Source organism: Microseira sp. BLCC-F43 (genome assembly GCF_041929235.1).
In the GTDB taxonomy this organism is placed as follows: Bacteria; Cyanobacteriota; Cyanobacteriia; order Cyanobacteriales; family Aerosakkonemataceae; genus Microseira.
Window position 1 is genome coordinate 74654 of the sequence record NZ_JBHFNP010000310.1, and the last position, 26213, is coordinate 100866.

Annotated in this window: 20 protein-coding genes and 2 pseudogenes; 11 read left to right on the plus strand and 11 right to left on the minus strand. The window is 46.3% G+C overall.

What is annotated here, in order from left to right:
- Window positions 1-82: 82 nt before the first annotated feature.
- Window positions 83-2077 (minus strand): ABC1 kinase family protein, encoded by a 1995-nt coding sequence (locus ACE1CM_RS41520; RefSeq protein ID WP_374885066.1) that lies wholly within the window; start codon window positions 2075-2077, stop codon window positions 83-85.
- A gap of 706 nt (window positions 2078-2783) precedes the next feature.
- On the opposite strand from ACE1CM_RS41520, the gene recN reads away from it, so the two are divergent.
- Both recN and ACE1CM_RS41530 read left to right on the plus strand, forming a co-directional pair.
- Window positions 2784-4574: a DNA repair protein RecN gene (recN, locus tag ACE1CM_RS41525; RefSeq protein ID WP_374885068.1), complete on the plus strand. Its 1791-nt coding sequence runs from the start codon at window positions 2784-2786 to the stop codon at window positions 4572-4574.
- Between the two features lie 292 nt (window positions 4575-4866).
- Window positions 4867-7464, plus strand: coding sequence for a GAF domain-containing protein (locus tag ACE1CM_RS41530; protein WP_374885070.1), 2598 nt, complete (start codon window positions 4867-4869; stop codon window positions 7462-7464).
- 267 nt (window positions 7465-7731) lie between these two features.
- On the opposite strand, the gene ACE1CM_RS41535 is transcribed toward ACE1CM_RS41530, so the two are convergent.
- Together ACE1CM_RS41535 and ACE1CM_RS41540 are read right to left on the minus strand one after the other, a co-directional pair.
- Complete coding sequence (locus ACE1CM_RS41535) at window positions 7732-8127, minus strand: response regulator (protein ID WP_374885072.1); 396 nt, start codon at window positions 8125-8127, stop codon at window positions 7732-7734.
- A 13-nt stretch (window positions 8128-8140) separates the two neighbouring features.
- The gene (locus ACE1CM_RS41540; protein ID WP_374885074.1) at window positions 8141-10177 is read right to left on the minus strand and encodes a GAF domain-containing protein; all 2037 of its coding nucleotides are present in this window, start codon (window positions 10175-10177) and stop codon (window positions 8141-8143) included.
- Window positions 10178-10421: 244 nt separating this feature from the next.
- Between ACE1CM_RS41540 and ACE1CM_RS41545 the strand changes: the two are divergent.
- Both ACE1CM_RS41545 and ACE1CM_RS41550 read left to right on the plus strand, forming a co-directional pair.
- Window positions 10422-10639: pseudogene (locus ACE1CM_RS41545) on the plus strand (cofactor assembly of complex C subunit B); the annotation flags it as partial.
- A 79-nt stretch (window positions 10640-10718) separates the two neighbouring features.
- Complete coding sequence (locus ACE1CM_RS41550; RefSeq protein WP_374885076.1) at window positions 10719-12551, plus strand: hypothetical protein; 1833 nt, start codon at window positions 10719-10721, stop codon at window positions 12549-12551.
- A 308-nt stretch (window positions 12552-12859) separates the two neighbouring features.
- Here the strand turns inward: ACE1CM_RS41550 and dusB are convergent, their stop codons facing one another.
- On the minus strand, window positions 12860-13933 hold the full coding sequence (gene dusB / locus ACE1CM_RS41555; RefSeq protein WP_374885078.1) for a tRNA dihydrouridine synthase DusB: 1074 nt from the start codon (window positions 13931-13933) through the stop codon (window positions 12860-12862).
- 190 nt (window positions 13934-14123) lie between these two features.
- Here dusB and ACE1CM_RS41560 point away from each other — a divergent pair, with 190 nt between their 5' ends.
- Both ACE1CM_RS41560 and ACE1CM_RS41565 read left to right on the plus strand, forming a co-directional pair.
- Window positions 14124-14492 (plus strand): hypothetical protein, encoded by a 369-nt coding sequence (locus ACE1CM_RS41560; protein ID WP_374885080.1) that lies wholly within the window; start codon window positions 14124-14126, stop codon window positions 14490-14492.
- Between the two features lie 189 nt (window positions 14493-14681).
- On the plus strand, window positions 14682-15476 hold the full coding sequence (locus tag ACE1CM_RS41565) for a Uma2 family endonuclease (protein WP_374885082.1): 795 nt from the start codon (window positions 14682-14684) through the stop codon (window positions 15474-15476).
- Window positions 15477-15599: 123 nt separating this feature from the next.
- Here ACE1CM_RS41565 and ACE1CM_RS41570 read toward each other — a convergent pair whose 3' ends face one another.
- The 5 genes and pseudogenes from ACE1CM_RS41570 to ACE1CM_RS41590 form a co-directional block, all read right to left on the minus strand.
- Window positions 15600-15884: a hypothetical protein gene (locus ACE1CM_RS41570; protein ID WP_374885084.1), complete on the minus strand. Its 285-nt coding sequence runs from the start codon at window positions 15882-15884 to the stop codon at window positions 15600-15602.
- On the minus strand, window positions 15874-16170 hold the full coding sequence (locus ACE1CM_RS41575; protein ID WP_374885086.1) for a BrnT family toxin: 297 nt from the start codon (window positions 16168-16170) through the stop codon (window positions 15874-15876). Before ACE1CM_RS41575 ends, ACE1CM_RS41570 begins: the two co-directional genes overlap by 11 nt.
- Before the next feature lie 128 nt (window positions 16171-16298).
- A complete protein-coding gene (locus tag ACE1CM_RS41580) occupies window positions 16299-16823 on the minus strand; it encodes a hypothetical protein (protein ID WP_374885088.1) in 525 nt (174 codons plus the stop codon).
- A 16-nt stretch (window positions 16824-16839) separates the two neighbouring features.
- A pseudogene (locus ACE1CM_RS41585) lies at window positions 16840-16941 on the minus strand (type II toxin-antitoxin system HicA family toxin); the annotation flags it as partial.
- Window positions 16942-17045: 104 nt separating this feature from the next.
- Window positions 17046-17246: a type II toxin-antitoxin system HicB family antitoxin gene (locus tag ACE1CM_RS41590; protein WP_374885090.1), complete on the minus strand. Its 201-nt coding sequence runs from the start codon at window positions 17244-17246 to the stop codon at window positions 17046-17048.
- A 389-nt stretch (window positions 17247-17635) separates the two neighbouring features.
- On the opposite strand from ACE1CM_RS41590, the gene dnaK reads away from it, so the two are divergent.
- Window positions 17636-19543 (plus strand): molecular chaperone DnaK, encoded by a 1908-nt coding sequence (gene dnaK / locus ACE1CM_RS41595; protein ID WP_374885092.1) that lies wholly within the window; start codon window positions 17636-17638, stop codon window positions 19541-19543.
- 354 nt (window positions 19544-19897) lie between these two features.
- The gene (locus ACE1CM_RS41600; RefSeq protein WP_374885093.1) at window positions 19898-20557 is read left to right on the plus strand and encodes an acetoacetate decarboxylase family protein; all 660 of its coding nucleotides are present in this window, start codon (window positions 19898-19900) and stop codon (window positions 20555-20557) included.
- Window positions 20558-20751: 194 nt separating this feature from the next.
- Here the strand turns inward: ACE1CM_RS41600 and ACE1CM_RS41605 are convergent, their stop codons facing one another.
- Window positions 20752-21261 (minus strand): hypothetical protein, encoded by a 510-nt coding sequence (locus ACE1CM_RS41605; RefSeq protein ID WP_374885094.1) that lies wholly within the window; start codon window positions 21259-21261, stop codon window positions 20752-20754.
- A 332-nt stretch (window positions 21262-21593) separates the two neighbouring features.
- On the minus strand, window positions 21594-22922 hold the full coding sequence (locus ACE1CM_RS41610; RefSeq protein ID WP_374885095.1) for a TMEM143 family protein: 1329 nt from the start codon (window positions 22920-22922) through the stop codon (window positions 21594-21596).
- A gap of 168 nt (window positions 22923-23090) precedes the next feature.
- Between ACE1CM_RS41610 and ACE1CM_RS41615 the strand changes: the two genes are divergently transcribed.
- From ACE1CM_RS41615 to ACE1CM_RS41625, 3 genes are all read left to right on the plus strand, one after another.
- Entirely contained in the window at window positions 23091-23294 is a 204-nt protein-coding gene (locus ACE1CM_RS41615; protein ID WP_374885097.1) for a hypothetical protein, read from the plus strand.
- Window positions 23295-23329: 35 nt separating this feature from the next.
- Window positions 23330-25198 (plus strand): proline--tRNA ligase, encoded by a 1869-nt coding sequence (proS, locus tag ACE1CM_RS41620; RefSeq protein WP_374885099.1) that lies wholly within the window; start codon window positions 23330-23332, stop codon window positions 25196-25198.
- 159 nt (window positions 25199-25357) lie between these two features.
- On the plus strand, window positions 25358-26194 hold the full coding sequence (locus ACE1CM_RS41625; protein ID WP_374885100.1) for a DUF2993 domain-containing protein: 837 nt from the start codon (window positions 25358-25360) through the stop codon (window positions 26192-26194).
- The last annotated feature ends 19 nt before the right edge of the window (window positions 26195-26213 follow it).

The following is a 26213-nucleotide window of genomic DNA, read 5'->3' on the forward strand; positions in this document are numbered from 1 at the left end:
ATCTATATTCTCCCCATCTCCCCATCTCCCCATCTCCCCATCTCCCCATCTCCCCATCTCCCCTGCACACCCGCTCACCCGCTCACCTTGTGGGGGGTAGGGCTAATATAGGGGATGAGTTGGCCGCGTCAGGATCTTCTTCTAGCAGCAGTTCGCGGATCAAGCGCGCGATCGCTCGTTGTGCTAACCCACTAGCCACTTGCTGACCAAATTGTTGCGTTTCCGGCTTCACCAACAACTTTGGTATCAAAGGTAACACTGTCATCGGGTCAAAGCCGGGAGTTTCTTGCAGGATTTGCCCAATTCGCTTGATATGCTCCCAAGTAGGCGGTGTGTCGGTTGCTACAGGTGCTTCGTTGACCGTGGCTAAACCCAGCCGTTCGCTAAACCGATACTTTAGGTTCTCGAAGGCATTGCGCGTCAGAGAGTCTACGCTGTTGACAATTTCATTTACCAGGCGCTGGCGAATAAAGTCTCCCCGTTCGGAAAACAGAAACTCGCTCGCCTGATCCAGTACCTTATTCAAATCGTAGTCTTGAGAGTTACGGGCATTCCGCAACAAGTTTTCCAAGCGATTCCAGCGGAATTGCCCGTCTTTAAACAGCAGATCCTGCAAAGATGCTCGCAATTGGGGCGCGGGATCGGTCAACAAGCGCTTGGAAATATAAGGATAAGCTTTGCTGAGGACTTTAAATTCCGGATCGACGTGAATTGCGATTCCCTCCAACGTCACCAAGGAGCGAATAATTAAAGCGTAGTAGGCAGGCACTCGGAACGGATATTCGTACATCAAAGCCGATAGCTGATCCGTAATGCTCTTAAAGTTCAATTCGGCGACACTCGCGCCCAGGGCATCGTTAAATACGGCGGCAAATGCTGGGATAATCGGCGTCAGGTCAACATCGGGGGTCAAAAACTCCAGCTTGACGTAATCTTTCGCCAATCCTTCAAAATCCCGGTTGACTAGGTGGACGACGGCTTCAATCAAGCCATACCGCTGATAAGGCTTGACTTCGCTCATCATGCCAAAGTCGAGATACACTAATTTGCCATCCGGACTGGCTAGCAGGTTACCTGGATGGGGATCGGCGTGGAAAAAGCCGTGTTCGAGCAACTGGCGTAACGAACACTGCACCCCCACTTCAATCAGATAGCGAGCGTCGATTCCTTGCGCCTCTATTGCCTCTGGGTTGGTTAATTTAGTCCCGGTGACCCACTCCATCGTCAAGACGCGCCGCCTGGTGTATTGCCAGTAAATCTTGGGAATATAAATATCCTTGAGCGAGCCGTAGAGGCGCTCAAACCGCTCTGCGTTCTTGCCTTCGTGGATGTAGTCCATCTCTTCAAAGATGCGGCTGCCAAATTCATCCAGAATGGCAACCAGGTCGCTTTTTAACCGCCCTTTAAAGGTATTTTGGGCCCAGGCAGCCAGCCGACGGGCAATATACAAATCTAGAGTAATTTTTTGCGCTAAATCGGGGCGTTGTACTTTTACGGCTACAGTTTCGCCAGTTTTGAGCTTGCCTTTGTAAACTTGTCCCAAAGAAGCGGCGGCTAAAGGTTCGGGTGATAGTTCGGCGTAGATTTCATCCGGTGTTGCGCCTAGTTCTTCTTCAATAAACTGGTAGGCGACTTCGTTGGGAAACGGCGGTAGGGCGTCTTGCAGGCGCGTTAACTCTTCTAAATACAACGGCGGTACCAAGTCTGGGCGCGTGGAAAGCGCTTGTCCTACCTTGATGTACGCTGGTCCCAGGTTAGTTAGGAGTTCGCGCAATTGTACCGCGCGTCGCTGCTCATTTTGTGCCAAGCGACCTTGACGGCGATCGCTCCACAGGCTGATGCCAAATTTGACAAATGGCAATAATATCGCTAAAAATCTACCCCATACCTGTAGAGGACGGTTGCGGTAATATTGGGCGATCGCTTCTGGAGCGTAAGCGACAAACTCGCCCGCTTCAGAGCGCGCCAGTTCCTGCCCAGAGTCTTCGCTCACCCCTATCGTCGGCGCATAAACTGCTGCATCCTCCACGGCGACTGAGGTTGCAGCGTTGATCGAATCAGGCGTTTTTACATTCATTTAACAACTCACTCTAACGTGGAAACCACCATCTTTTAAGTGGTGAATGAACGTGACACGGCATTTTTAAATGCCGCCCCTTTCGGGGTAGAGGGGTATGGTTGCCCCTGTGTGGGGATGGTTGTCCCCAAAACACCCATTTCTGGGGTGAAGTTAGCCGAACGCTAGCGCGTTCCGTTTCCCTAACGCCAAGGTTATCGGTCGGTACTATCCTGATAGCACTGTCTTGCCCCGAGTAAAACTGTTTAACTATCAGGTTCTAGAGGAGGCAGCGCCGCCAGAGGGGGAAACCCCCATGAGCGACTGCCGTCAGGGAACTGGCGGCAGCATCCCCTGGTAGGAACTTAAACGCTTACCGATAACTTCGTTTCCCCGTTAATGGGACTTAGGCTGGTCAGCACCTTCCCTTACCTAAAGATTTGAGGCATGATGCCCCGCCTATGGGAGAGCGGGGTGCTGACGGTAAAACTGAGTCGGGGTGACTATGTTAATAATTGTAACAATGAGGAATTGAAGGACTGCACCGTAGCAGAGCGCATTCTGCCTTGAGTAGGTGGCGAACGGGTAAACACACACTAAACTTAGGGTGGTAGCCCCCCTTGTCCGGCGCAAGGGAAGCCCGTTCATGGGCTATGATTTGTAACCCTTACCAGTTTCCACTGGGATCGCAGGGGAATGCATCTTTCCTCAAGGCGAATTTGACTCCATGTTACTCGGACTGCGGATCGAAAACTTTGCCCTGATCGACCACCTAGAGTTGACATTTGGATTGGGTCTAAATGTTTTAACTGGCGAAACGGGCGCGGGCAAGTCTATTATTCTCGATGCGATCGATGCTGCTTTGGGAGGCAAAGTTACCAGTCGATTGATTCGCGCGGGTTCCCCACGAGCTTTAGTGGAAGCAACTTTTCGGCTTTCACCGGAATTGGCGGCTTGGCTGGTGCAGCAGGAAATTGACTTAATTGATGAAAGTGAATTAGTCTGTTGTCGGGAATTGGCGGTGCGTCAAGGCACGCTCCGCAGTCGCTCGCGCATCAATGGGGTTTTGGTGACCAGACAAATCGTCGAACGGTTGCGCGATCGCTTGGTGGAAATCACGGCCCAAGGTCAATCTGTCCTGTTGGGACAGCCTGCAACTCAGCGCGACTGGCTCGACAACTTTGGCGGGGAGGAGTTGCTGTTGGTGCGGCGGCAAGTATTAGCCGCAAATCAAGCTTGTCAACAGGCGCTTTCTACCCTGGAACAGCGGCGCATCGGGGAACGCCAGCGGCTGCAACAAATCGATTTACTCGAATTTCAAGTGCGGGAACTGAGCGGCGCGTCTTTGACCGATCCCGATGAGTTAGAGATGCTTCAACAAGAACGCTCTCGCCTCTCCCACGTAGTCGAACTGCAACAGCAAAGCTATAAAGTTTATCAGACGCTTTATCAAAACGATGGGGACGCCGACGCCGCCGCCGACCTTTTAGGTCATGGGGAAGCGCTCTTAAGCGACATGGTAGCCTACGACGCCAGCCTGCAACCGCTCCTGGATATGGTGAGTACGGCTTTGGCTCAGATAGAAGAAGCAGGACGGCAGATAAACGCTTACGGAGAAAGTTTAGAAGCAGATCAAGAGCGCTTGGAAACCGTAGAGCAGCGCGTCCAGGAATTAAAGCAGATTTGTCGTAAATATGGCCCGACTCTATCGGAGGCGATCGCCTACAGTCAACGCATCCAAGCAGAATTGGCAGAACTCCAAGATAACGAGCAGTCCCTGGAAGTTCTAGAGCAGATTTACACTGAACGACAACAAGTTTTGTTACAAGTTTGCCAAAAGTTAACCCAGTTAAGAAAAACTGCTGCGGCTCAATTAGAAGCGCGCTTGGTGGAAGCACTCAAGCCTTTGGCAATGGAAAAAGTTCAGTTTAAAGTCGATATTGCTCCCATCGCACCTAGTGCTTCTGGTGGGGATCGCATAACATTTTTATTTACCCCCAACCCAGGCGAACCGTTAAAACCATTAACGGAAACCGCATCGGGGGGTGAAATGAGCAGATTTTTACTCGCGATTAAGTCATGTTTCTCTCACGTGGACGAGGTGGGAACCCTAATCTTTGATGAGATCGATGTCGGGGTTTCCGGTCGAGTCGCCGCCGCCATCGCTGAAAAACTCCACCAACTCAGTTACCACCATCAAGTTCTATGCGTCACTCACCAACCATTGATTGCTGCTATGGCTGACTGTCATTTCCGCGTCGATAAACAAGCGATCGCCACCGAGTTAGTTGCAACTGACACCGAACAACCAATCGCTGACCCATCGGTTCGCACCGTTGTCCGCGTGTCTGCCTTAGAGGATATTCTGACACGCCGTCAGGAATTGGCACAACTCGCTGGGGGACAGTATGCCGCCGAAGCGATCGCCTGGGCCCAGTCGCTTTTGACACAAGCAGCTTCCCGGCGTCAACCCTTTCAAACTGAGACAACCAATGGTAAAAATTTAAACAATAGTTAATCCTTTTACCCTAATGGAGTTTTAAAGTGTTTTTTCCAACCTTTTGCCTTCGGGTAATTCCGACAAGTTTCAAAATTGGTAGGCATAATTACATAACTTTCAGCTTAAAATGCCAGAATATTAAATTAAGGCATTTCGTAGTTTCTGCTACAGCATTTTTACCATGCTCAACCATAACTGACAGAGTAAGCACAGGAGTCGTCATGAATTTGCCCACCGAGTTCGCTCAATTGGTAAGTTAAACTTTCTGTCTTTTTCAAATAGCCAAAATTATTGTGTAACGGCAACAGCTATGACTGCTTCATCCTCGCATCGAACCACTGTAGCAACAACTGTCACGATTGATGTTACCCCAAAAGAAACCAAAGATCGCCTGCTGCATCAAAGTTCTAACGCAGGCGGAGCATTAGTAACAACGCCGAAAGGGACGTTCTCGGCGTTTCTGGCTCCCTTAACCCAAGATAGTTTCAAAAGGGTAGTCACTGACGTTGAACAAAGGCTCGAGGTGGTGAATCAAACCCTGTCGATGCTGCTAGGACCATCAGGGTTTGATAACATCCTCCACGAAATGTTAAGCGCGATTACCTTAAAAACAAGGGAATTACTAGGTGCAGACCGCTCGACAATATTCCTATTGGATGAAGAAAAAAATCAACTTTGGTCAATTGTAGCAGAAGGGGAAGACGGTCAACCGTTAGAACTGAGAATTCCCGCAGACAAAGGCATTGCAGGGGAGGTAGCAACTTACAAAAAAGTAGTCAATATTCCCTACGATTTCTACGATGACCCGCGCTCGACTTTTGCTCAGAAAAAAGACCAAGAAACCGGCTACCGCACCTACACGATGCTGGTGTTGCCGTTGTTAAACCAAGAGGGAGATTTAGTCGCGGTAGTTCAATTACTCAATAAGTTAAAATTCCCCAACGACGATCCGGCATCGCCCTTAGCAGAAAGGATCGACCTGGCAGGTTTTACCGAAGAAGACCAAAGAGTTTTTCAAGAATTTGCTCCTTCGATTCGCCTGATTTTAGAAAGTTCCCGCGCCTTTTACATGGCGACGCAAAGGCAACGAGCAGCAGACGCACTAATTAATGCAACCGAGTCGCTCAGTAAGTGCGGTTTGGACTTAGAAGAAACCCTCAAACGCGTAATGGATGAAGCCAAAAAACTGATGAATGCAGACCGCAGTACGCTGTGGTTGTTAGATGAAGAACGCAACGATTTGTGGACGAAAATTCCCCAAGCAGATGGCTCGTTAAAAGAAATGCGCGTTGACGTCGGCGTCGGTTTTGCAGGCAAAGTCGCCCAAACAAGTCAGACGCTCAATATTGGATTTGATTTGTACCTTCATCCAGATTCGGATAATTCTAAAAAATTCGATAAATCGACGGGATATCGCACTTGCAGCTTGCTTTGTATGCCGGTTTTTAATTCGGATGGCAAGTTAATAGGCGTGACGCAATTAGTGAATAAGAAAAAGCAAGGCGACCATCCGAATTACGATCCAAATGATTGGCCTAATGCACCAGAATGTTGGCGGGCGAGTTTTAATCAAACCGATGAAGCTTTCATGGAAGCTTTTAATATTCAAGCAGGGGTAGCGCTGCAAAATGCAAAACTGTTTGAAACAGTCAAGCAACAAGAACAAATGCAGCGCGATATTCTTCGCAGCTTGAGCAATGGGGTAATTTCCACCGATAAAGCTGGCAATATTATCGCCGCCAACGAAAGTGCCAAAAAATTGCTGGGAATTGCCGAATGCGATCGCATCGAAGGTAAGTCGGTGCGGGACATCATCAAAATCAAAGAAGGTGACTTTGACAAATGGTTCGGCAGCGCTTTAGCCGCAGAGGAAGAAAAAGCACGCCAGCAGTATTACCCGGATCGCACTTTAATTTCTACCGGAGTTGAAGAACATAGCATTAACCTGTCGATCAACACGATGGCGGATGTCAGCGACCCCTGTAAGGTGAGTGGCGCGTTGGTGGTGATGGATGACATCAGCGACGAAAAACGCCTCAAGAGTACGATGTACCGCTACATGACCCAGGAATTGGCAGAACAGTTGCTCTCTACCGGCGATGCTAAACTGGGAGGCGATCGCAAAGAAGTAACAGTTTTATTCTCCGATATTCGCAGCTACACCACCTTAACCGAAAGTATGCAAGCCGAAGAAGTGGTGCAAATGCTCAACGAATATTTTGAATCAATGGTCGATGCTGTATTCAAACACAAAGGGACTCTCGATAAATACATCGGCGACGCCATCATGGCAGTGTTTGGTTCCCCATTACCCTTGGAAGATCATGCCTGGTGCGCGGTACAAACTGCCATCGAAATGCGCCATCGACTGGCAGAATTTAACCAGCGCCGTCGAGAAGCCAAAAAGCAAGAAATCAAGATCGGTATTGGGATTAACTCCGATATCGTGATCAGCGGTAATATTGGCTCCAGCAAACGCATGGAATTCACCGCAATTGGCGACGGCGTTAACCTTGGATCGCGCTTGGAAGGTGCTAGCAAACAATACGGCTGCGATATTGTGATTAGCGAAAGTACTTTCCACCCCTGCGCGAAGAGAATTTGGTACAGAGAACTCGACCAAATTCGCGTCAAAGGCAAAACCCAACCCGTGAAAATCTACGAACTCGTGGGGTTGCAATCCGAACCTTTGGAGGAGACTAAGCAACAGATTATTGAACTTTACCATCGAGGACGCGAGTATTACCTGAATCGCAAGTTTACCCGCGCCATGGGCGAGTTTGGCACGATTCTGGAAGATATTGCTCAAGACAAAGCCGCATCTTTGTATCTAGAACGCTGTCAGCAGTATCTCAAAAATCCCCCACCCGATGATTGGGATGGTGTTTACTCTTTGACGGAGAAGTAAACAAGGGCTACAGAATCCCGGTTTCCTATGAGTTACCGGGATTCTATAATTGGTAATTGCTAATTGCTAATTGCTAATTGATAGCTCTGCCAGTCTTCCCTGGGAACGACCGTGGGAAGTAGAGAAGATTGCACCCAGTGAATAAATAATAATAATTAACTTAAGTTGCTAGTTACCTCAAAAGCTCGGCTAATGGAGCGAGCGGGAAAAATGCTATATTAGCAATTAGCAATTAGCAATTAGCAATTAGCAATTACCAATTACCAATTAGCTCTTAGTTCCCAACTTAACCAACATTGCTAAAAAGGCTTTAAAGTCAGTAATAGGTTTGGCATATAATCCATCTGCTTTGGATATTTCCAGGAGTTTTTGCTGTTCGTTTGCCACGGCGTAGGCTGTGACTAAAACAATCGGAATATCTGCTGTTTCCGGTTGATTTTTAAGCAATTGCGATAGCTCTGTTCCGCTAACAAATTCACCTTGCCACGCGGCTCCTGGCAAATTAACATCCATCATAACTACGTCTATTGTTCCAGATTGGCAATACCGAAAAACTTCAGTTGGCTCATCTGTAATATAGACTTGATGCCCGCCAATCCGTTGAATCAAGCAAGCTGTAGACTCGGCTAGGATAATATCGTCTTCCACCAGCAGAATGTTCAAATTCCACCTCTTTTTAGGCAGTTAGTTCGCCTTCCACATCAGGTAGCGTGAATGTTACCGTCGTTCCCTCGTTTTTGCCAGGACTTTGAAGATAAATCTGACCTCCCATCAGTTCAACTAACCGTTTACAAATAGCTAGACCCAGACCTGTGCCGCCGTAATGCCGTTTGATTGAGCTATCTTCTTGAACAAAAGGCTCAAATAAAGATTCTGGTTCGCTGGTAGTAATGCCGATGCCGGTATCGGTTACTGAAATTTCAACTATCGCGTCCCTTGCTCGTTTGATGGCGCAGACTCGAACCTCACCTGTTTCGGTAAACTTAAAGGCGTTAGAAAATAGGTTGGTGAGAACCTGTCTGAGTTTATCTTTGTCAGCTAAGACGCGATCCCATTCACACTCAATAACCAGTTTAATTCCCCGACGCTGGCTTTCCAAACTGAAAAGGTTTTGCTGCTCTTCCAACAACGGCATCAGACTGACTGGTTCTAAATCAACCGTCATGCGACCTGCTTCTATTTTGGCAATGTCTAAGACATCGTTGATGATATTGACCAAATTGTTAGCCGATTGATGGGCAAGTTGGATGTATTTTTTTAACTGCTCCTCGTTATCGTAGTAACCTTCCTTTAGCAGTTGCAGAAAGTTTACCACAGCAGTCAGGGGCGTCCGCAATTCGTGGCTGGTCGTGGCGATAAAATTTGATTTCAGTCGGCTCGCTTCTTCTGCCGCAGCGCGCGCGGCATTGAGTTCCAAGTTGTGCTTTTGTGCTTGGTAAAGGCGATTTTGCATCACCGCCATTGCTAGGTGAATTCCCAGGGACTGAACTAAATCGATGTCTTCGCGAGTCCATTGCGGGGGTTGGTTCTTTCTTTGCTCTCGCCAGAGTTGGAAAGATTTGCGGGGTAGCTGTTGCCGTTCATCCTTCTCCCAATACCCTCCCCAGTTAATGTCGGTATCAATTGCATCGCGGAAAATAGTTAGGCAACCGATAGATTCTTGACTGTACTGGAGAGGCATTACGAGCAATCCCCGAATGCGGGTGCGCCCGAAAATCCAAGTAACAGATTTAAGTTCTTCTTCTTGGTAGAGGTCGGTAATAACTTGCAGACCCTTGTGATTCCCTGTTTGGATCGGTTGATTTGTCGCTTCGATCAATTGTTGCCAGAAAGGAGTTTCTTCCAGCAATCCTGCTTGGTCGCCGTTGAAGATAGCGGCAGTTTGAGCGCCGCAGGTATAGAGGACGGGTGCAGTGCTTTCCCTTGGCATCAGGTATAATCTGCCACCGGAACCTTGAACCGCTCTGACAATTCTTTCCAGTCCGAGTTGCAGAATTTCGTCAATGTGGCGCGGCGAGTGCAGCAGACTGGAAATTTGATTGATAATCGCTTCCCGACGCACTTGTTGGCGGGTTTGATGCAGCATTTCGGATTGGGCGATCGCCACCGCTAATTGATCTGCTACCAATTGGACAACGTGCAGATCTTCCTCTGAAAAAGCTTGCGGTTGGGAATGGTGGGATACCAGCAAACCCCAAAGATTGTTTTGGTAGAGAATTGGCACCACCAAAGAAGACTGCACCCCCATTGCGGTTAAATATTCTACATGGCAGGGGTCTACCGGACGCTTGAGGATATCAGCAATCGGTTGGCGATAAACTTCTCCAATTGTCAAGTCTCCCGTCGTAATTGGATGTTCCAGGCGACTGAGGGTGATTTGCTGCGCTGCTATATCCACAATCGAGCGCTGTCCCGCTTTAATAAACATTTCCCGTGAAGCAGGCGGAATATCGCCTGCAGGAAAGTTCAAATCCAACAAACTCGGTAGGCGATTCTGATAAACAGACTCGGCAATTACTTGCCCGCTACCATCCGGATGAAAGCGATAAACTTTGACTCGGTCTGTCTTTAAGAATGAGCGGATTTCTGCCACCGTTGCCGATAAAATTTCCTTTAACTCTAGGGATTGGCGGATGCGATTGACGATTCGATGCAATAAACCGCCATAGGCTAAAGTCGTCCCTGGATTCTTAGATATGTCAGCGTTACTCATTTGTATTTTTTTTGTCAATTAAATTTTTATCTCTCTAAGTTAACTGTATCATGAATAACTTTTAACTTTTAATGTAAAACTTTATTGAATTTGACAGTCAGCTCGCAGGGGTAAAAACGGAACTGGCTTTTCTGGGCATGGCATTGTTAACAAATACAGGACTTACGCACCCGGGGGCAGAAACCCGGTTTTTTCGTAGATGGGAATTTTTCGTAAAAACCGGGTTGATTTGCGTAAGTCCTAAAATACAGTGACGCGATCGCTACTCGTGTGTTATAAATATAAAGTCCTCCTGCGTTGCGGGATTTTGGGACAAATCCAGAGGTGAAACCGGGTGGGATCTTGGAGCGGGTTCTAGAGCAGCAAAAACCTGTGTACTTAGTTAACCTCGCACTTTACCCCGGAAAAATAGAATTTGACTACTTGCCAGAAAATACTCAGGGTGTAATTTGTCAACCAATAGATACGGGAAAGCCATACAGCAAAGCCTTGTTCTGGTTTATAGGAATATAAAAATATGATTATAAATGCTAGATTCAACTTGACTCGATATTTAGATATCGCGGTGGTCGGTATCATTACTGTAGGATTGGCGATTGCAGTTCTCAACTATAACGTCATATCGAATCACGATGGATTTTGGCATCTGACCTGGGGGTATTACTGGAATCAGCAAATCCTTGATGGATGGATGTATCCCAAATGGTTTGAAGAAGCATTTGGTGGACTAGGAACGCCAACATTTGTGTTTTATCCACCGCTGTTCAGATTGCTCAGTCTTCCCTTTGCCATTTTGCAGCTAGCACCAAGCCAACAAATTAAAGGTGCCCTCATTATTGTCTTAATTTTAAATGCTATTGGAGTCATAAAATTAGCTAGACTACTGTTTGGAAAAAACTCTTTATCTAGCTATACATCAATAATTTTAGGAATATTCAACCCTTATTTAATAATTGATATATTCAAACGCGGGGCTTTTCCTGAAACCGTTGCCATAGCTTTAGTACCTTGGCTAACTATCGGCATTTATCTAGGTATAATAAATTTTAATAAGAGACAATTAATACTACTAACGTTAGGGTTTGCTGCTTTATTTTTATCCCATCTTCCTTCCTCGCTGATTTTCGTATCATCTTATGTGCTATCAGTCACCATTCTAATCGCCTTGGGTCAGATTAAGTGGCAACGAGCTTTGACCTCTTTGTTTTCGCCGCTGTTTTTAGCCATAGCTCTGGATGCTTTTTTTGTTTTGCCCGTTCTTTTAGATACCCATCTGATAAAAGGAGCGGGTAGAGAATATATTAACGATAAGTTCTTTATAAATGGCATCTTAAATTTTCGGTTCAGCCTGGTGCAAATCCCCTGGGAAAGAACTCTTTCTAAAACATTTTTTCTGAATTTAGCAATTCTGATTATTGCTGTATTATTTACAAGATATTGGCGTTCAAAAGAACCCAAACACATTTTGGCAACTCTAGAAATAATAATGGTGGCATTTGCCATTTTTATGATGACAGATGCGTCGCTATTTATATATGAAACAATTTCCACTTTTAAGAAAATCCAGTTTCCCTGGAGATTCTTAATGGTGACATCTTCTCTGACACCATATATTTTTAGCTACACGCTTGAATTTTTAAGAGATCGGTTCTCAATAGCTAGAAAGAAATTTGGTCGAATTGTTATTTTCGTCGCAGTTTTGTACCTGACATACGAAAGTGCCAATCTTTATCTGATTGACTTTAAGAATACAAATCTAAAAGCAATCGACTATCTGGTCACCAATAGAGCAGCAATTCCGGCTAAAGTTTTACAGCAGATTAAAAATAGAAAAGTGGGAGATTACCACTACTTAGAGTTAGGTCAGAGAATCTTTCTCTACCTTGACCGTGACTTGCAGTTTTTCCAAGCTGATGCAATGGATTACTTACCGAGTGCATTACAAACGAAAAATTGGCTTACTCCTCGGAAATTCGCTCCCAGAATACCACCAAGGCGCTATCAACAGGTTGAGTTCGCTAAGGGAAATGGTAAATTTTCCATTAAAGACTGGCATCCTGGTCAACGCCAGCTGAAGATCGATGCCACTACAGAAGTATTGGTAAACATCGGAACGTTGTATTATCCAGGTTGGGGAATTCAGATTACTCCTCCTCCCAGCAATCAGAGTCAAGAGCAACTGCTTTATCCTGCTGAAGATGGGCGTATGCAGTTGGAATTATCACCAGGAACTTATGACATCAGGATTTGGTATAGAGGTACAGTTGTAGAACGGATAGGCACCATAATTAGTTGGGTGACCTTGGTGCTGCTACTGTGCTTTTATCTGTGGTTGTTCACAAGAGACTTGTCCAAAAAGAATCCTGAAACTTAATACTCTATTCCCTAGTTAACTCAAGTTGCTAATTATCTCTCTGGGAGCGGCTAATGGCTAATGGCTAATGGCTAATGGCTAATGGCTAATGGTTCATATCATGTCGGTTTGATTACCCATAGTTAGGACTGACGCTCGCTTTGCGGGGACACTCTGACGCTCTGAGTTTTAATTATGGGTGAAAAGCCTGACATCATATCAATCAGTAAAAATCCAAGATTAGCAATTAGCAATTAGCAATTAGCAATTAGCAACGCCCTTGTTTATAACTAGCAACTTGCCTTAGTTAGTAGGCGCGGGTAGTTGATTCAAACTTCTACCATTTGGGAGTTGACAGATTCATCTTCCTGCCAGTTGTAACTGGTATAGTCAATAGAGAGAAGGTGAGCGATCGCATTATCAATTACCTCTACCCCTTGTTCTAAAGTTTCGATAACGCTGAGTTTTCCTCGCAAATCCGCCGCACCCATAAAACCTTTCGCATACCAAGTCATGTGCTTGCGCGCCTGACGGATACCCCGTTCTCCCTTATATTCGTACAAAGCTTGCAAGTGTTCTTTCGCACATTCCAACCTCTGTACCGGCGTGGGTGGTTCTTTTTGGATTCCTGTCTTCAAAAAGTAGTCAATTTCGCCCACTAAGAAGGGATAACCCAGAGTTCCGCGCGAACACATTACCCCATCAGCGCCTGTTTCTTCTAAGCACTTTACAGCAGCCTCAACCGAAAAAATATCTCCATTAGCGATAACTGGAATGGAAAGAATTTCCTTAACGCGGCGAATCCATTCCCATTTCGCAGAGCCATTATAACCTTGGGCGCGGGTACGACCGTGGACGGTAATCATTTGCGCGCCTGCATCTTCCATTCGCTTAGCAAATTCTAGGATATTAATTTCCTTATCCGACCAACCTATGCGAGTTTTAACCGTTACCGGCACATTTACAGCTTTAGTGACTTCTCGGACAATTGCTTCGGCGACTTCTGGTTGACGCAATAAGGAAGAACCGCCGCCGTTTTTAGTAATTTTATTGACCGGACAACCCATATTAATATCAACCGTATCCGCGCCTTCTTCTACTGCTTTTACCGCTGCTTCTGCGAGGAAATCTGGGCGACAGTCGAATAGTTGGATACTAATCGGTCGTTCGTTCGGGTCTACCTCCATAATTTTGGGCAACTGTTTGACATAGTGCAACCCCGTGGCGTTGACCATTTCGGTATACATCATCGAGTCGGGTGCGTAGCGGCGCACCAGACGACGGAATACCAAATCCGTCACCCCAGATAGGGGAGATTGTAGCACCCGGCTTTTGACTGCAAAACCCCCAATCCTTAGCGGAGTCATTAGTCTGGTTTGGAGGGTGGGAGATAGGGTTACCATAGCAACGTCGAAACAGTTTAGCTTTCTTTATTTTAGGCGCGATGCGGCGCAGCGGAACGCTCCCAGGGCTAATCGCTTTACATAAGGGACAGGGAAGCTAGAAAATTGGCGGATTTGGTTTAACTTGCGATTTGAGGTTATGGCTAAACTTATTATTAAATAGGCTTAACTAGATTTTTGGGTTAAGAAAATGGTGAAGCTAAATATTATTTCCTTAGTTGCGATCGCTCTGGCTGCAACTTCTTCCTCTAGTTTAGCTCAAGACATTCCGATTCCCGTTCCTCCACCCCAGCGTCGTCCGCAACCCTCCACTCCACTTCAGCAGCAAAGATTGCAGGTTGAACAGATACAATCCGAAGCCGAAGCTGAGATTGAAAAACTGCTGACACCAGAGCAACAAACCCAATATCGACAAGCGCGACGATCTGGAAATAATATCTTGGATAGTTTAGATACACTAGAAAGTCTTTCCGACACTCAAAAAACCAAAATTAATCGGATTGTCAGAACTGCTAGCCAAAGGATTCTCGACTTAACAAGACGGCGACAATCGCGGTAATAGTTAATGGGAGCGCTCGCTTATTTTGGATTGGCGAGCGCATCCCCCTTTATCCAGATACTGCTACCAATTTATATGTAATAGCGCTCGCATTGTTCTTGCCATTAACCATTAGCGATTAGCAGTTTTTCTCCTAGATAAAAAACCAAAACGTTATAATAAAACCTATCACCGCTCAATTGAGACGCGATGCCACAGGAAATCACCACACCACCAGTTGAGGCTGACTTAGAATGGCAGCCTCCTATGCCACCAACCGATTTAATTTTTGACGATGGAGAGCCTTTGGAAAGCAACCGCCACCGCATCGAGATGAATCTGTTGATTCGTTCTCTAAAACATCATTGGGCAGACCGCAACGACTTTTTTGTTGGCGGGAATATGTTTATTTATTACAGCAGCAAACAAGCCCGCAATCGAGATTTTCGCGGCCCCGATTTTTTTGTCGTCCTTGATGTTGAATATAACCCAAATCGACTTGGTTGGGTTGTTTGGGAAGAAGAAGGACGCTACCCAGATGTCATAGTTGAATTGTTGTCTGATTCTACCGAAGCAGCAGACTTGGGGGAAAAGAAACGGCTATACGAACGAGTATTTAAGACTAGCGATTACTTTGTTTTTCATCCGTTTAAGTCAGAATCGTTACAAGGGTGGCATTGGGAGAGCGATCGCGGCTATCAACCAATTGACCCCAATGCCCAAGGTTGGGTGTGGTGTCAGGGATTGGGGTTGTGGTTGGGAACTTGGGAAGGCCAGGTAGAAGATGATACAGCGATTTGGCTGAGGTTTTACGATGAGGCGGGGAATTTAGTATTGTTACCAGAGGAAGCCGAAAAACAACGCGCCGACGCAGAACAACAACGCGCCGACTCGGAACAACAACGTGCTGACTCGGAACAACAACGCGCTGAGGCAGAACAACAACGTGCCGATCGCTTAGCCCAAAGGTTACGCGAGTTAGGAGAAAATCCAGACCTAATCTAGCATGGGCGATCCCCCCAACCCCCCTTGCCAAGGGGGGCTAAAGACCGAGTTAGAAACCGGGTTTCTGCGTCAATTTCTATTGATAGAAACCCGGTTTCTTCGCATCAGTCCTGATACAGATAACTATTGCTCTCTTACTTCGCTGAGTGCTTGATTAATTACTTCATCGCTAACACCGTGACGTTTGAGGCTAGCAATCAATGCAGAGATAGTATCACCTTCTAATCGCTCAAGATCGGCTCTGAGTCCTTGTCCGATATAAGCACGAACTAACGGTTGATAACCTGAAAATCCCAGTAATGGCGCTACTCGCTTTAGATCCTCAATCACATCTTCAGGAATGCGAATCGTTATAGTTGTCATTGGACGATTTCGATCTAGTCGTTTTTTTAAAGATTCAGCTTTCATAGTATTCACGTTCCTGGCGCGTCGCTTTACGAGCCGAAATAATCCGAATCATGTCATCCTCACCCTCAATATGGACGACATACAAAAGATTCCATCGCCTATCTAAACCAATAATGGCATCTCGTGCTTCATCATTGCGACTAGCATCAACCACCACTAAAAATGGATCGAAGAAGGCTTCTGCGGCTTGCTGAAATGTTACACCTTCATGTTTGATCGGATTGATCCGAGCCTTCTCCTCATTCCAAACGAAGGTGACACCATTAAGCACGAAATACACATCCATACCTCATAGTGTAGGCAGAATGTATTTACATTGTCAATATATTTTCCAATGAAGTTGGCAGCGATCGCACTAGCAACTCGTATCGCGGTGCGTTACTGCATTAACGCACCCTACAAATGAAGTTAAACTTAAAGCAGTTTTCTCCACAAGTATGTCAAGGTGATGTAGTCGATTGCCTCTTGGACTTGGTTTTCAAACCAGTCGCCGATTTCGTTATTCGTGCCGTCACCATCGAACACAATTATGTATTCTAAGTAGGGATCAAACTGCACGCCAAATCCGTCCTCGACCCGATCAACAAACGCATAAACGTGTTCGGATTGTACCGACCAACGGAGAAAGTGTAAATCGTCGCGCAGTTCAGGATGCTCGGACAAGAGGCGAGTGAAGAAAGCCTGACCACAACACGGTGTGCGGCCGAAGGCGTCGTCGTAGCTTTCAAGCGACCAATATCCGTCGGTAGACCACTGACGGGGATCTAGTCGCGGGTTGCGAAACTGGGATACCATACAACGACAACCTCCGCTATTAGCTATTAGCAACGCCCAATGTTTATTATAACTAGCAACTTGCGTTAATAGCTGTGCAGGCGTTATAAATTGTGGGTTAACCCAACCTAGAGTGAGGAGCGATATTAAGGAAGCAGAGAACATCAAGGCGCGATCGCTGTTATTCTAGGTCTTCCAGGCTCAGACCTGCATCTTTCATCAAACTCCTTAAAGTGCCAGTGGGCAGATCTCGGTTGCTATGAACGGGAATGGAGAGAATAGCTTCAACATCATCCTTCCCCTAGATATGATGACTGCCAGTAACCCGCTTTAGTATCCAACCATGTCGTTCAACAATTTTACAGAGTGCTTTACCCGAAATCGCTTTCATAGTGATAGCTCAATCAACTGTTTTTCGGGTTCAATTTCCTTCTGTTCGCTGGCAACTTCAAGCCACCCCTGGATAGCATCTTCCAGCATCTCCAATAAATGCTCGTAGTTTTCGCCCCAAGTGTGACATCCCGGTAAAGCAGGTACAGAAGCGCACCACACCCCGTCTTCTTGCCAGATAACAGCCTTAATTTTCATCGCCTATCTTTGATAATGCTTTGCTCAAGATCTTAACGTTTTGCCTCTCCCACTCCTTTCACTGGCGGCAAATACCCCCGATCTTATACGGTTCACCCCAAACCCCAACCGCTTAGCATTTCCTACAGTAGTTGCAGTGGTAGCGATTGGCAGAACCTAAAAGGCTCTGGACATGCTACACCACAAACAAACCTAACCGTCCTCGGTTAGGTTCGGGAAACCCCCCTTCAACAGATACCGTACCGCCCTCACTATATAGATCAGTAAGCTTACCAAAATGGTATTGAAGCTAGACTTGCTGCTGATGTGGAAGACACCGAATTCCTTGGTCAGCATCTGGTCAAAAGAGGGCCAAAGTTTTTGTAGCGACATAGAACCAGAATACTCTTATGGCAAAAGTAGTTGGAATTGACTTAGGTACGACAAACTCTTGCGTGGCAGTGATGGAAGGTGGTAAACCCACAGTAATTGCTAACGCAGAGGGTTTTCGCACCACGCCTTCGGTTGTGGCGTTTACCAAAAATGGCGATCGCTTGGTCGGTCAAATCGCCAAACGTCAATCGGTGATGAACCCGGAAAACACCTTCTATTCGGTCAAACGGTTTATCGGGCGTAAATTCTCCGAAGTCACCCACGAAGCAACCGAAGTTTCTTACAAAGTCCTCAACGTCAACGGCAATGTCAAGCTTGACTGCCCTTCTCAAGGTAAGCAATTTGCCCCAGAAGAAATTTCCGCCCAAGTGCTGCGGAAGCTGGTAGATGACGCCAGCAAATATCTGGGCGAACAAGTCACCCAAGCTGTTATTACCGTTCCTGCCTACTTCAACGACTCCCAACGTCAAGCTACCAAAGACGCTGGTAAAATTGCGGGCATTGAAGTACTGCGGATCATCAACGAACCCACCGCAGCTTCTCTCGCTTACGGTTTAGACAAGAAGAGCAACGAAACTATTCTCGTATTCGACTTAGGCGGCGGTACGTTTGACGTATCGATTCTAGAAGTCGGCGACGGCGTGTTTGAAGTACTGGCAACCTCTGGCGATACCCACCTGGGCGGTGACGACTTCGACAAGAAAATCGTAGACTTCCTCGCCGAACAGTTCAAGAAAAACGAAGGCATCGAACTGCGGAAAGACAGACAAGCGCTGCAACGCCTCACCGAAGCCGCAGAAAAAGCCAAGATCGAGCTTTCTAGCGTTACCCAAGCCGAAATTAACCTGCCCTTCATCACCGCAACTCAGGAAGGTCCAAAACACCTGGAAGTGCAGCTGACTCGGGCTAAATTTGAAGAACTTTGCTCGGATTTAATCGATCGTTGCCGCATTCCGGTAGAAAACGCTCTGCGCGACGCCAAGTTAAATAAAGAGCAAATCGATGAAGTTGTATTGGTGGGTGGTTCGACTCGGATTCCCGCCGTGCAAGAATTGGTGGCGCGGGTTCTAGCCAAACAACCCAACCAAACCGTGAACCCGGATGAAGTAGTCGCCGTTGGTGCTGCGATTCAAGCAGGCGTCCTCGCGGGTGAAGTTAAAGACATCCTCTTGCTGGATGTAACTCCCCTGTCTTTGGGTGTGGAAACCTTGGGCGGCGTTATGACCAAGATTATCCCACGCAACACCACGATTCCTACCAAGAAGTCGGAAGTGTTCTCCACCGCCGTGGATGGTCAAACCAACGTAGAAATCCACATCCTCCAAGGCGAACGGGAAATGTCCAACGACAACAAGAGTCTGGGTACTTTCCGACTCGATGGCATTCCTCCCGCACCCCGTGGCGTACCTCAAATTGAAGTTACCTTCGATATCGACGCCAACGGTATCCTGAACGTTACCGCCAAGGATAAAGGCACTGGTAAAGAACAATCGATCAGCATTACCGGCGCTTCTACCCTGCCCAAAGATGACGTTGAGCGCATGGTTAAAGAAGCCGAACGCAACGCTGCCGCAGACAAGGAACGTCGCGAAAAGATCGACCGCAAGAACCAAGCAGACTCTCTGGCATACCAAGCTGAGAAGCAGCTTAAAGAGTTGGGAGATAAAGTCCCCGCTGCGGATAAAACCAAGGCTGAAGGTTTGATCAAAGACTTGAAAGACGCCGTTGCCAAAGAAGACGACGAACGCATCAAGACCTTAATGCCCGAACTGCAACAAACCCTGTACAGCATTGGTAGCAATATCTATCAACAAGCTGGTGCAGGTGCTGCACCTGGTGGCGATGCTGGCACAGGTGGCACTGGTTCGACTGGTTCTTCTGGCGGCGATGATGTGATTGACGCCGAATTCTCGGAAACGAAATAGTTATTAGTTAATGGCTAATTGCTAATGGCTAATTAACTAGGGAGGAGGGGTATGGGATCGCATTCCTCTCCTCTTTTTTTGCTTACTTTAGTTGAAATAATATGATGTCCGTTGAATTGCCCATAATAAAAAAACCTCACAGAGTCGTTGCGTAGGGACTAAGGCTAAAGAGATATCTCGGACAAACAGATAACGTTAATCGTGCCGTGTCCCGGCTGATGATTATGGGTAATCTACCAGACATCATATGAAATATTAATGAGTTTAGCTAGTACAATAGTTTCACCTTTTGGCAGATTATCTGCTCGATACCTTACGCTAAAAAGGGAAAAGGGTTAACAGGAGAATCTTTCAATGTCATATCCACAAGCACCGTGGACGCTCAAAGGCTACGCAATTCAAACTTTACAGTTAATCGATATTGACAGATCGCGTCCTTTTATTCCAAAAGAATTAGACATTATTGCTGTATGGCCTGGAAAAACTCTAGGCGGGGTTTATGTATCCTCCTACGGATTAGGTTCTGTCCTGGAATACAACGAGTTAATTGTTGTTGCTGGTGTGGTGAACTATTCCGGCAAAATTGGTGTTTGGGTGTCCCATATTTATGTCGATAATTCCGATTCTGTAGCAGGCGGTCGAGAAATTTGGGGTCTACCAAAAGAATTGGCTGAGTTTACTTGGGTGAAGGGAGAGCAGTCTAACGTTACCATCCGCCAAGGAAATCGACAACTTTGCAGCCTCACTTACAGTCAGCCAAGTTTTGGGTTGCCGATACCGTTAAGCAGCCCAGTTTTGAGCAGTTTGGGTACAGATTTGTTGTTGTTTAAAGGTGAGGTTGAATCTCGTTTGGGGTTGATTAACAGCAAATTGGTAGTCCCCGCAGAAAGTCCTTTTTCTAGTTTAAATTTAGGTCAACCTTGGCTATCTGTTTATTGCGACGATTTGCGCTTGGTAGCAGGTGCGCCGCAAGTCGTGGGAAATAGATCTGTGGATTTTAGTAGGGTGCGTTAAGGTCGTGTAACGCACCACCAACACTGCGTTTGGTAGCGGGTGCGCCGCAAGTCGTGGGAAATAGATCTGTGGATTTTAGTAGGGTGCGTTAAGGTCGTGTAACGCACCACCAACACTAAAAAGCGTAACCGATTGGTTTTATCCCTCGGTGAAGCAAGAGTTTAGAATCCCCGTCCATTTATGGCGGCAAGAGGTCAAAGTTGCTGCAAAGTTTCTGTTAGCTTCTGACGGTCGAGATTTAGCTGTTGGCGCAGTCGATCGAGGTCATCCCACACGCTGTCAATTTGCTCGCGTTGTCGGTCTAGCTTTTGGTTAAAATCTTCTTTTTGTTGTTTCAATTGTTGTTCTCGATTTTGCAGCGCTAAACTACGCCGCGTCAGCATTTTTTTCTGTTCGGAGTAAGACTGCTGCCACAATTTTATGTCTTCTTCTAGGCGCTGTAACTTTTTCGGTAAATGGGCATAACTTTGTAAAATGCCAACTAAAGGACGTGCTGCTTCTTCAATTTGTTGGACTTGTTTGCTTTTGTTCAATTCAACTAGCACAAAAGCACCAGCTTTGTACTTATTAGCTGTCTCTGATAAAATTGTCTCTTCATCGGATACGGGACTCCAAATCTGTTCGCTTTCCTGATAAGCTAGCAGCTTGAGTTGTGTTTTAATGCCAAGCGTTCCTATTTTTTGGACTTCTGCAAGATACCGCATAATGGTATTCCTTAATCCAAAGCCTTGCTATCTTGGTCTTTCCTCAAGTAACCTCAGGAATTCTTCAACTTCGCCCATAGACTTGTTTCTGACCAAGCAGAAGGATCTGCATTGTAAATGGTAATCTTCGGACTAAGGCGCAGGCGCGTTTGTGCAAGTGCTTTCACATATGTGTACGGTGCGATTACAAATAGGGGTGTGGGGTGTCGCGATATGCCGGAGGCACGCACTCGCGTTCGCACCTCTGTTAAAAACAATTATCAAATTTACTGACCAATTTATGGTAATTCATCCCACGGGCAAATTGACATCTGGCTTTTCCTGAGATGCCATCATTTGGCGTAGAGAAAGATATTGTCCCAAACGTAATCTACGATTGTTTTGGCATCGTCCAGGGATGGAACTTGACAAAATCCCTGGTTATCGTAAGTCAGGAGCGGTATTTCTGGCGTACTAGCTTCCGCTTCTCCTTCTTTGACAATTTTGCCGCGTATTGCTTCCAGGTTGCGTAGGGGGCCATTGATATCGAAGTCAATTTTCGTCCCAAATTTTTCTTCCATCCATGCCTCAATTCGGTCATCCAATTGTTCCGGATTCACAGGTGTTTTGCTCGTCATTAGGTGATAATATACCAGGATAATTTCTTTACATTCTTCCTCTTCGGCCTCGTCAATTAAAGAGCTAAAAACCCTAGCGTTATTAGCCAAATTTCTGAAAAACAGAGTGTCTGTTATTTCTTTTTGAAACTTGATTTTCTTATTCTTGTAATTGTTATATTGCCGGAACGCAAACCCGCCCAAACCAACAATTAGAGACAAGAAAGCTACCAGTATGGGCATAATATTACGGACTTGATCTTGGCTGATATATTTTACCAGGATCGACTGACCGAAAAAGACAAATAATATCACCCCTACAATCGCTAACAATTCAGGTATAATTTTGAGTACGAGCGGAATACCAGCCCCAACCGCCGGAATGCCAAACAGGAGACGGTCTTTCCATGTCATGCTGATCTTAATGTTGGGAAATAAAAACTCTAGGTCATATTTGGGAATGTTTTTGTAAAAGTAAATGTATATTTTACCAGGCTTAAAATTAAGGTTTTTTATCGAAGAATTTTTAGATTCAAAATATCTGTAATTTTTGGATTTTAGCAACAATACTACCCGCTCAAATACCTGAATCGTCTTTTCTACATTTTTCAATAATTTTTTGACTAAAATTTTCTGTTTTCGGTCGCCTCGGTAGTAGAAAACGATCTGGTCAAAGTCGGCAAAATCAATCTGTGTTTTTAACTCAATTAATGACTTTTCCTGCACCGCCAATTGTAACATTTTTTTGTTTAAGCGTATATAATTAGCTTGGGTCAGTATATTCTCAAAAACCGTCACCAATTGGGCTTGCATATTGGCCTTTTGGTCTGTTGTCAATTCATTTCTAAATTTGGTATCGGCATCCGGATTAAACGGAGCATAATTAGATTTTAATAACTCTAATTGTTGATGTAAATTAAAATGGTAATAGGCAGACAAGATTTCGCATAAATTGCGGAACTTTGACACATCTGCGGCGGCTAACTGACCGTCTTCCACGCAAAGTTCGATCAGGTCGGATCGACGATAGGGAATGAACGCTTCGCGGTCTTGATAAACTGCCATAATATCGATGTTTTGGATAGTCTGGTTGTAAAAATCGATTAATAAGGTGATACCATAAACTACGGTTCACAGCCAAGCCAATGGCGACCCAAGACTGGAAGGCGGATTTATGGGAGACTATCTATAGTAGGGACGGACTTTAACCAGATATCTTGCAGAGAGCCAGATATGCGGAATCAACTCGCCCCTACAGACAAGGGCGACAAGGATGAGATTGCTATATCATCAGGACTTACGCTCATATTCCCGGTTTGTACGAAAAATCGTTGGTTTGTCAACGAGAAATCGACGGTCGAAACCGGGTTTCTGGCAACGCCCTTGGGTAAGTCCCGCTCATCTGAAAGATTTGAACCCCCGAATGTTCTAGACTGAGAAAGCAAGCATCCCGTCGGGAAAAGGAAGAAACGATGCGACTGTCTCAAATGTTATTTGTCACGCTGCGGGAAGACCCAGCAGAAGCAGAAATACCCAGTCATAAATTACTCCTGCGTGCAGGTTATATACGTCGCATCGGTAGCGGTATTTATGCCTATCTGCCTCTGATGTGGCGGGTGCTGCAAAAGGTTTCCCAAATTGTCCGGGAAGAAATGAACGCCACGGGGGCGCAAGAGTGTCTCCTCCCCCAATTACAACCCGCCGAGTTGTGGAAAGAATCGGGTCGTTGGGATACTTATACTAAGGCTGAGGGTATTATGTTCGCCCTCGTAGACCGCCGCGAGACGGAATTGGGTCTTGGTCCGACTCATGAAGAAGTAATTACAACTGTCGCTAAGGAAATGATTCGTTCTTATCGGCAATTACCTTTGCATCTGTATCAAATTCAAACGAAATTCCGCGATGAAATTCGCCCTAGATTTGGCTTAATGCGGGGGCGCGAATTCATCATGAAGGATGGCTATTCTTTCCACGCAGATGAGGAAAGCCTGAAAAAAACTTATCAGGATATGCACCATGCTTACAGCAATATGCTGCGGCGTTCTGGTTTAAAATTCCGCGCGGTGGAAGCTGATTCGGGGGCAATTGGCGGTTCGGGTTCGCAAGAATTTATGGTACTCGCAGATGCGGGAGAAGATGAGGTTCTATACACCGAAGATGGCAAGTATGCCGCGAATGTAGAAAAGGCGGTTTCGTTGCCAGCGGATGCAGAACCTTCGCCGTTTAATAGTTATGAAAAACGGGAAACTCCGGGAACCGAAACGATAGAAAAACTCTGCCAATTCCTTAAATGTTCCCCGACTCAAGTTGTCAAAAATGTCCTCTACCAAGCTGTTTATGATAATGGCATGACGGTGCTGGTATTGGTCAGCATTCGCGGCGACCAAGAAGTTAATGATGTTAAGCTGCAAAATGAGTTAGTACGGCAAGCAGAGCGATACAATGCTAAAACGGTTTTAGCCCTGCAAGTACCCGATGCCGAAGCACAGCAAAAATGGGCGGCGAAGTCTTTACCTTTGGGCTATATTGCACCAGATATCGCAGATGATTATATTACCTCGGATCCCCCCCAACCCCCCCTTGCTAAGGGGGGGCCAGGGGGGGATCCCCCCCTTGCTAAGGGGGGGCCAGGGGGGGATCCCAAGTTTTTGCGGTTAGTTGATAAAACTGCGGTTGATTTAAAGAATTTCGTCACTGGTTCTAACGAATCTGGCTATCACGTAGTGGGAGCGAATTGGGGATCTCAATTTAAGTTACCAGAAAGCATAGTAGATATACGGAAAGCTAGACCGGGCGATCGCGCCACCCACGACCCGGAACAAACCCTCCAAAGCGCCAGGGGAATCGAAGTCGGTCATATCTTCCAACTAGGGACAAAATACTCTAAAGCAATGGGCGCTACCTACACCAACGAACAAGGGGAAGAAATGCCTTTGGTGATGGGGTGTTACGGGGTAGGCGTGTCGCGATTAGCACAATCGGCGGTGGAGCAATCTTACGACAAAGATGGGATAATTTGGCCTGTAGCGCTCGCTCCCTACCACGCGATTATCTCGATTCCCAATGTATCCGACGCCCAACAGATAGAAGTCGGGGAGAAACTTTATACAGCATTAAATCAAGCGGGAGTTGAAACCCTGCTAGATGACCGCAACGAGCGAGCGGGTGTAAAGTTTAAAGATGCCGATTTGATTGGCATACCTTACCGGATTGTCACCGGGCGATCGCTGCAATCGGGTAAAGTGGAAGTTGTCGAACGCGCTACCCACAAATCCCAAGAAATTCCCATCGATGAAGTAGTATCCACGCTCAAGCAGTGGATCGAGGCTGCCTTATCCTAAAGTAGGGGCACGGCATTAGACAAACTTTTAATAAAAACCAAAAATCCTTCTACGCCGTGCCCCTACATCTGTGAAATTTATTCTTAACAATGGCTAATTGCCAAAAAACCAATAACAATTAACAATGAGCCATGAGCAATTAGCGATTAGCCATTCCCAATGGAAATCATTACCTATCTTTTATCTGCGGTATTTGGTCTGCTATCTACGGCTGGGTTTTTCGTAGAGAGTATTGCTAGAAATAGCATCCGTTCCCAGTTTGACAGGGTAGAACAATTACAAGTCCGAGTAGACAACATTCCCAGCTACCAGTTGGTGCAAGGTAAACTAGAACGGGTGCGCATTGCTGGACGCGGATTGTGGCTCATCCCCGAAGCTCGCATCGCTGCTTTAGAATTAGAAACCGACCCCGTTGACGTTAATATACAGCGTCTGAGACAGCGGGGACAGTTGCCTACCGCAGCTTTACGCCAACCTTTGCAAGCTGGGGTGCGGTTAGTTTTAACCGCAGGGGATATCAACAAAGCTTTACAGACACCCAGAATCAAGGCGCTGTTGCAGAATCTGGTAACCCGCTATGCGGGTGCTTTTTTAAATCAAGGTTCGCAACGCTACACTTTCGTCAATCCCAGGGTAGAATTTCTGGCAAACAACCGCCTGCGGTTCCAGGTAGAGTTACAGCAGGAGGGCGAAACCCAAACCGATGCCGCCAATGGGAGGAAATTACCGATTAGACTTGAGTCTGGGATAGCTTTTGTATCGGGGCGGCGGTTGCAATTAATCGAGCCAAGTGCATCGATCGATAATAACGAGATACCTTCTTTTCTGCTTGGCCCGCTGAGCCAGAGTTTAACCGAACAGTTCGATCTCGGTCAATTGGAACAGTCCGGAATTACAGCAAGGCTTCTACAATTAAAGATAAATCCAGATCAACTGGAGATCGCGGCGTTTGTACGAGTTTTGCCCTCACCTTCGCTCCAGAAGGTCAACAACTAGCCGTTGCCAAACACATAGC

Excerpts from the sequence above, each read along its gene's own strand:
- ACE1CM_RS41520 (WP_374885066.1), bottom strand. The coding sequence starts at position 2,077 with ATGAATGTAAAAACGCCTGATTCGATCAACGCTGCAACCTCAGTCGCC.
- recN (WP_374885068.1), top strand. The coding sequence starts at position 2,784 with ATGTTACTCGGACTGCGGATCGAAAACTTTGCCCTGATCGACCACCTA.
- ACE1CM_RS41530 (WP_374885070.1), top strand. The coding sequence starts at position 4,867 with ATGACTGCTTCATCCTCGCATCGAACCACTGTAGCAACAACTGTCACG.
- ACE1CM_RS41540 (WP_374885074.1), bottom strand. The coding sequence starts at position 10,177 with ATGAGTAACGCTGACATATCTAAGAATCCAGGGACGACTTTAGCCTAT.
- dusB (WP_374885078.1), bottom strand. The coding sequence starts at position 13,933 with ATGGTAACCCTATCTCCCACCCTCCAAACCAGACTAATGACTCCGCTA.
- ACE1CM_RS41560 (WP_374885080.1), top strand. The coding sequence starts at position 14,124 with ATGGTGAAGCTAAATATTATTTCCTTAGTTGCGATCGCTCTGGCTGCA.
- ACE1CM_RS41565 (WP_374885082.1), top strand. The coding sequence starts at position 14,682 with ATGCCACAGGAAATCACCACACCACCAGTTGAGGCTGACTTAGAATGG.
- ACE1CM_RS41570 (WP_374885084.1), bottom strand. The coding sequence starts at position 15,884 with ATGAAAGCTGAATCTTTAAAAAAACGACTAGATCGAAATCGTCCAATG.
- ACE1CM_RS41575 (WP_374885086.1), bottom strand. The coding sequence starts at position 16,170 with ATGGATGTGTATTTCGTGCTTAATGGTGTCACCTTCGTTTGGAATGAG.
- ACE1CM_RS41580 (WP_374885088.1), bottom strand. The coding sequence starts at position 16,823 with ATGTTCTCTGCTTCCTTAATATCGCTCCTCACTCTAGGTTGGGTTAAC.
- ACE1CM_RS41590 (WP_374885090.1), bottom strand. The coding sequence starts at position 17,246 with ATGAAAATTAAGGCTGTTATCTGGCAAGAAGACGGGGTGTGGTGCGCT.
- dnaK (WP_374885092.1), top strand. The coding sequence starts at position 17,636 with ATGGCAAAAGTAGTTGGAATTGACTTAGGTACGACAAACTCTTGCGTG.
- ACE1CM_RS41600 (WP_374885093.1), top strand. The coding sequence starts at position 19,898 with ATGTCATATCCACAAGCACCGTGGACGCTCAAAGGCTACGCAATTCAA.
- ACE1CM_RS41605 (WP_374885094.1), bottom strand. The coding sequence starts at position 21,261 with ATGCGGTATCTTGCAGAAGTCCAAAAAATAGGAACGCTTGGCATTAAA.
- ACE1CM_RS41610 (WP_374885095.1), bottom strand. The coding sequence starts at position 22,922 with ATGGCAGTTTATCAAGACCGCGAAGCGTTCATTCCCTATCGTCGATCC.
- ACE1CM_RS41615 (WP_374885097.1), top strand. The coding sequence starts at position 23,091 with ATGCGGAATCAACTCGCCCCTACAGACAAGGGCGACAAGGATGAGATT.
- proS (WP_374885099.1), top strand. The coding sequence starts at position 23,330 with ATGCGACTGTCTCAAATGTTATTTGTCACGCTGCGGGAAGACCCAGCA.
- ACE1CM_RS41625 (WP_374885100.1), top strand. The coding sequence starts at position 25,358 with ATGGAAATCATTACCTATCTTTTATCTGCGGTATTTGGTCTGCTATCT.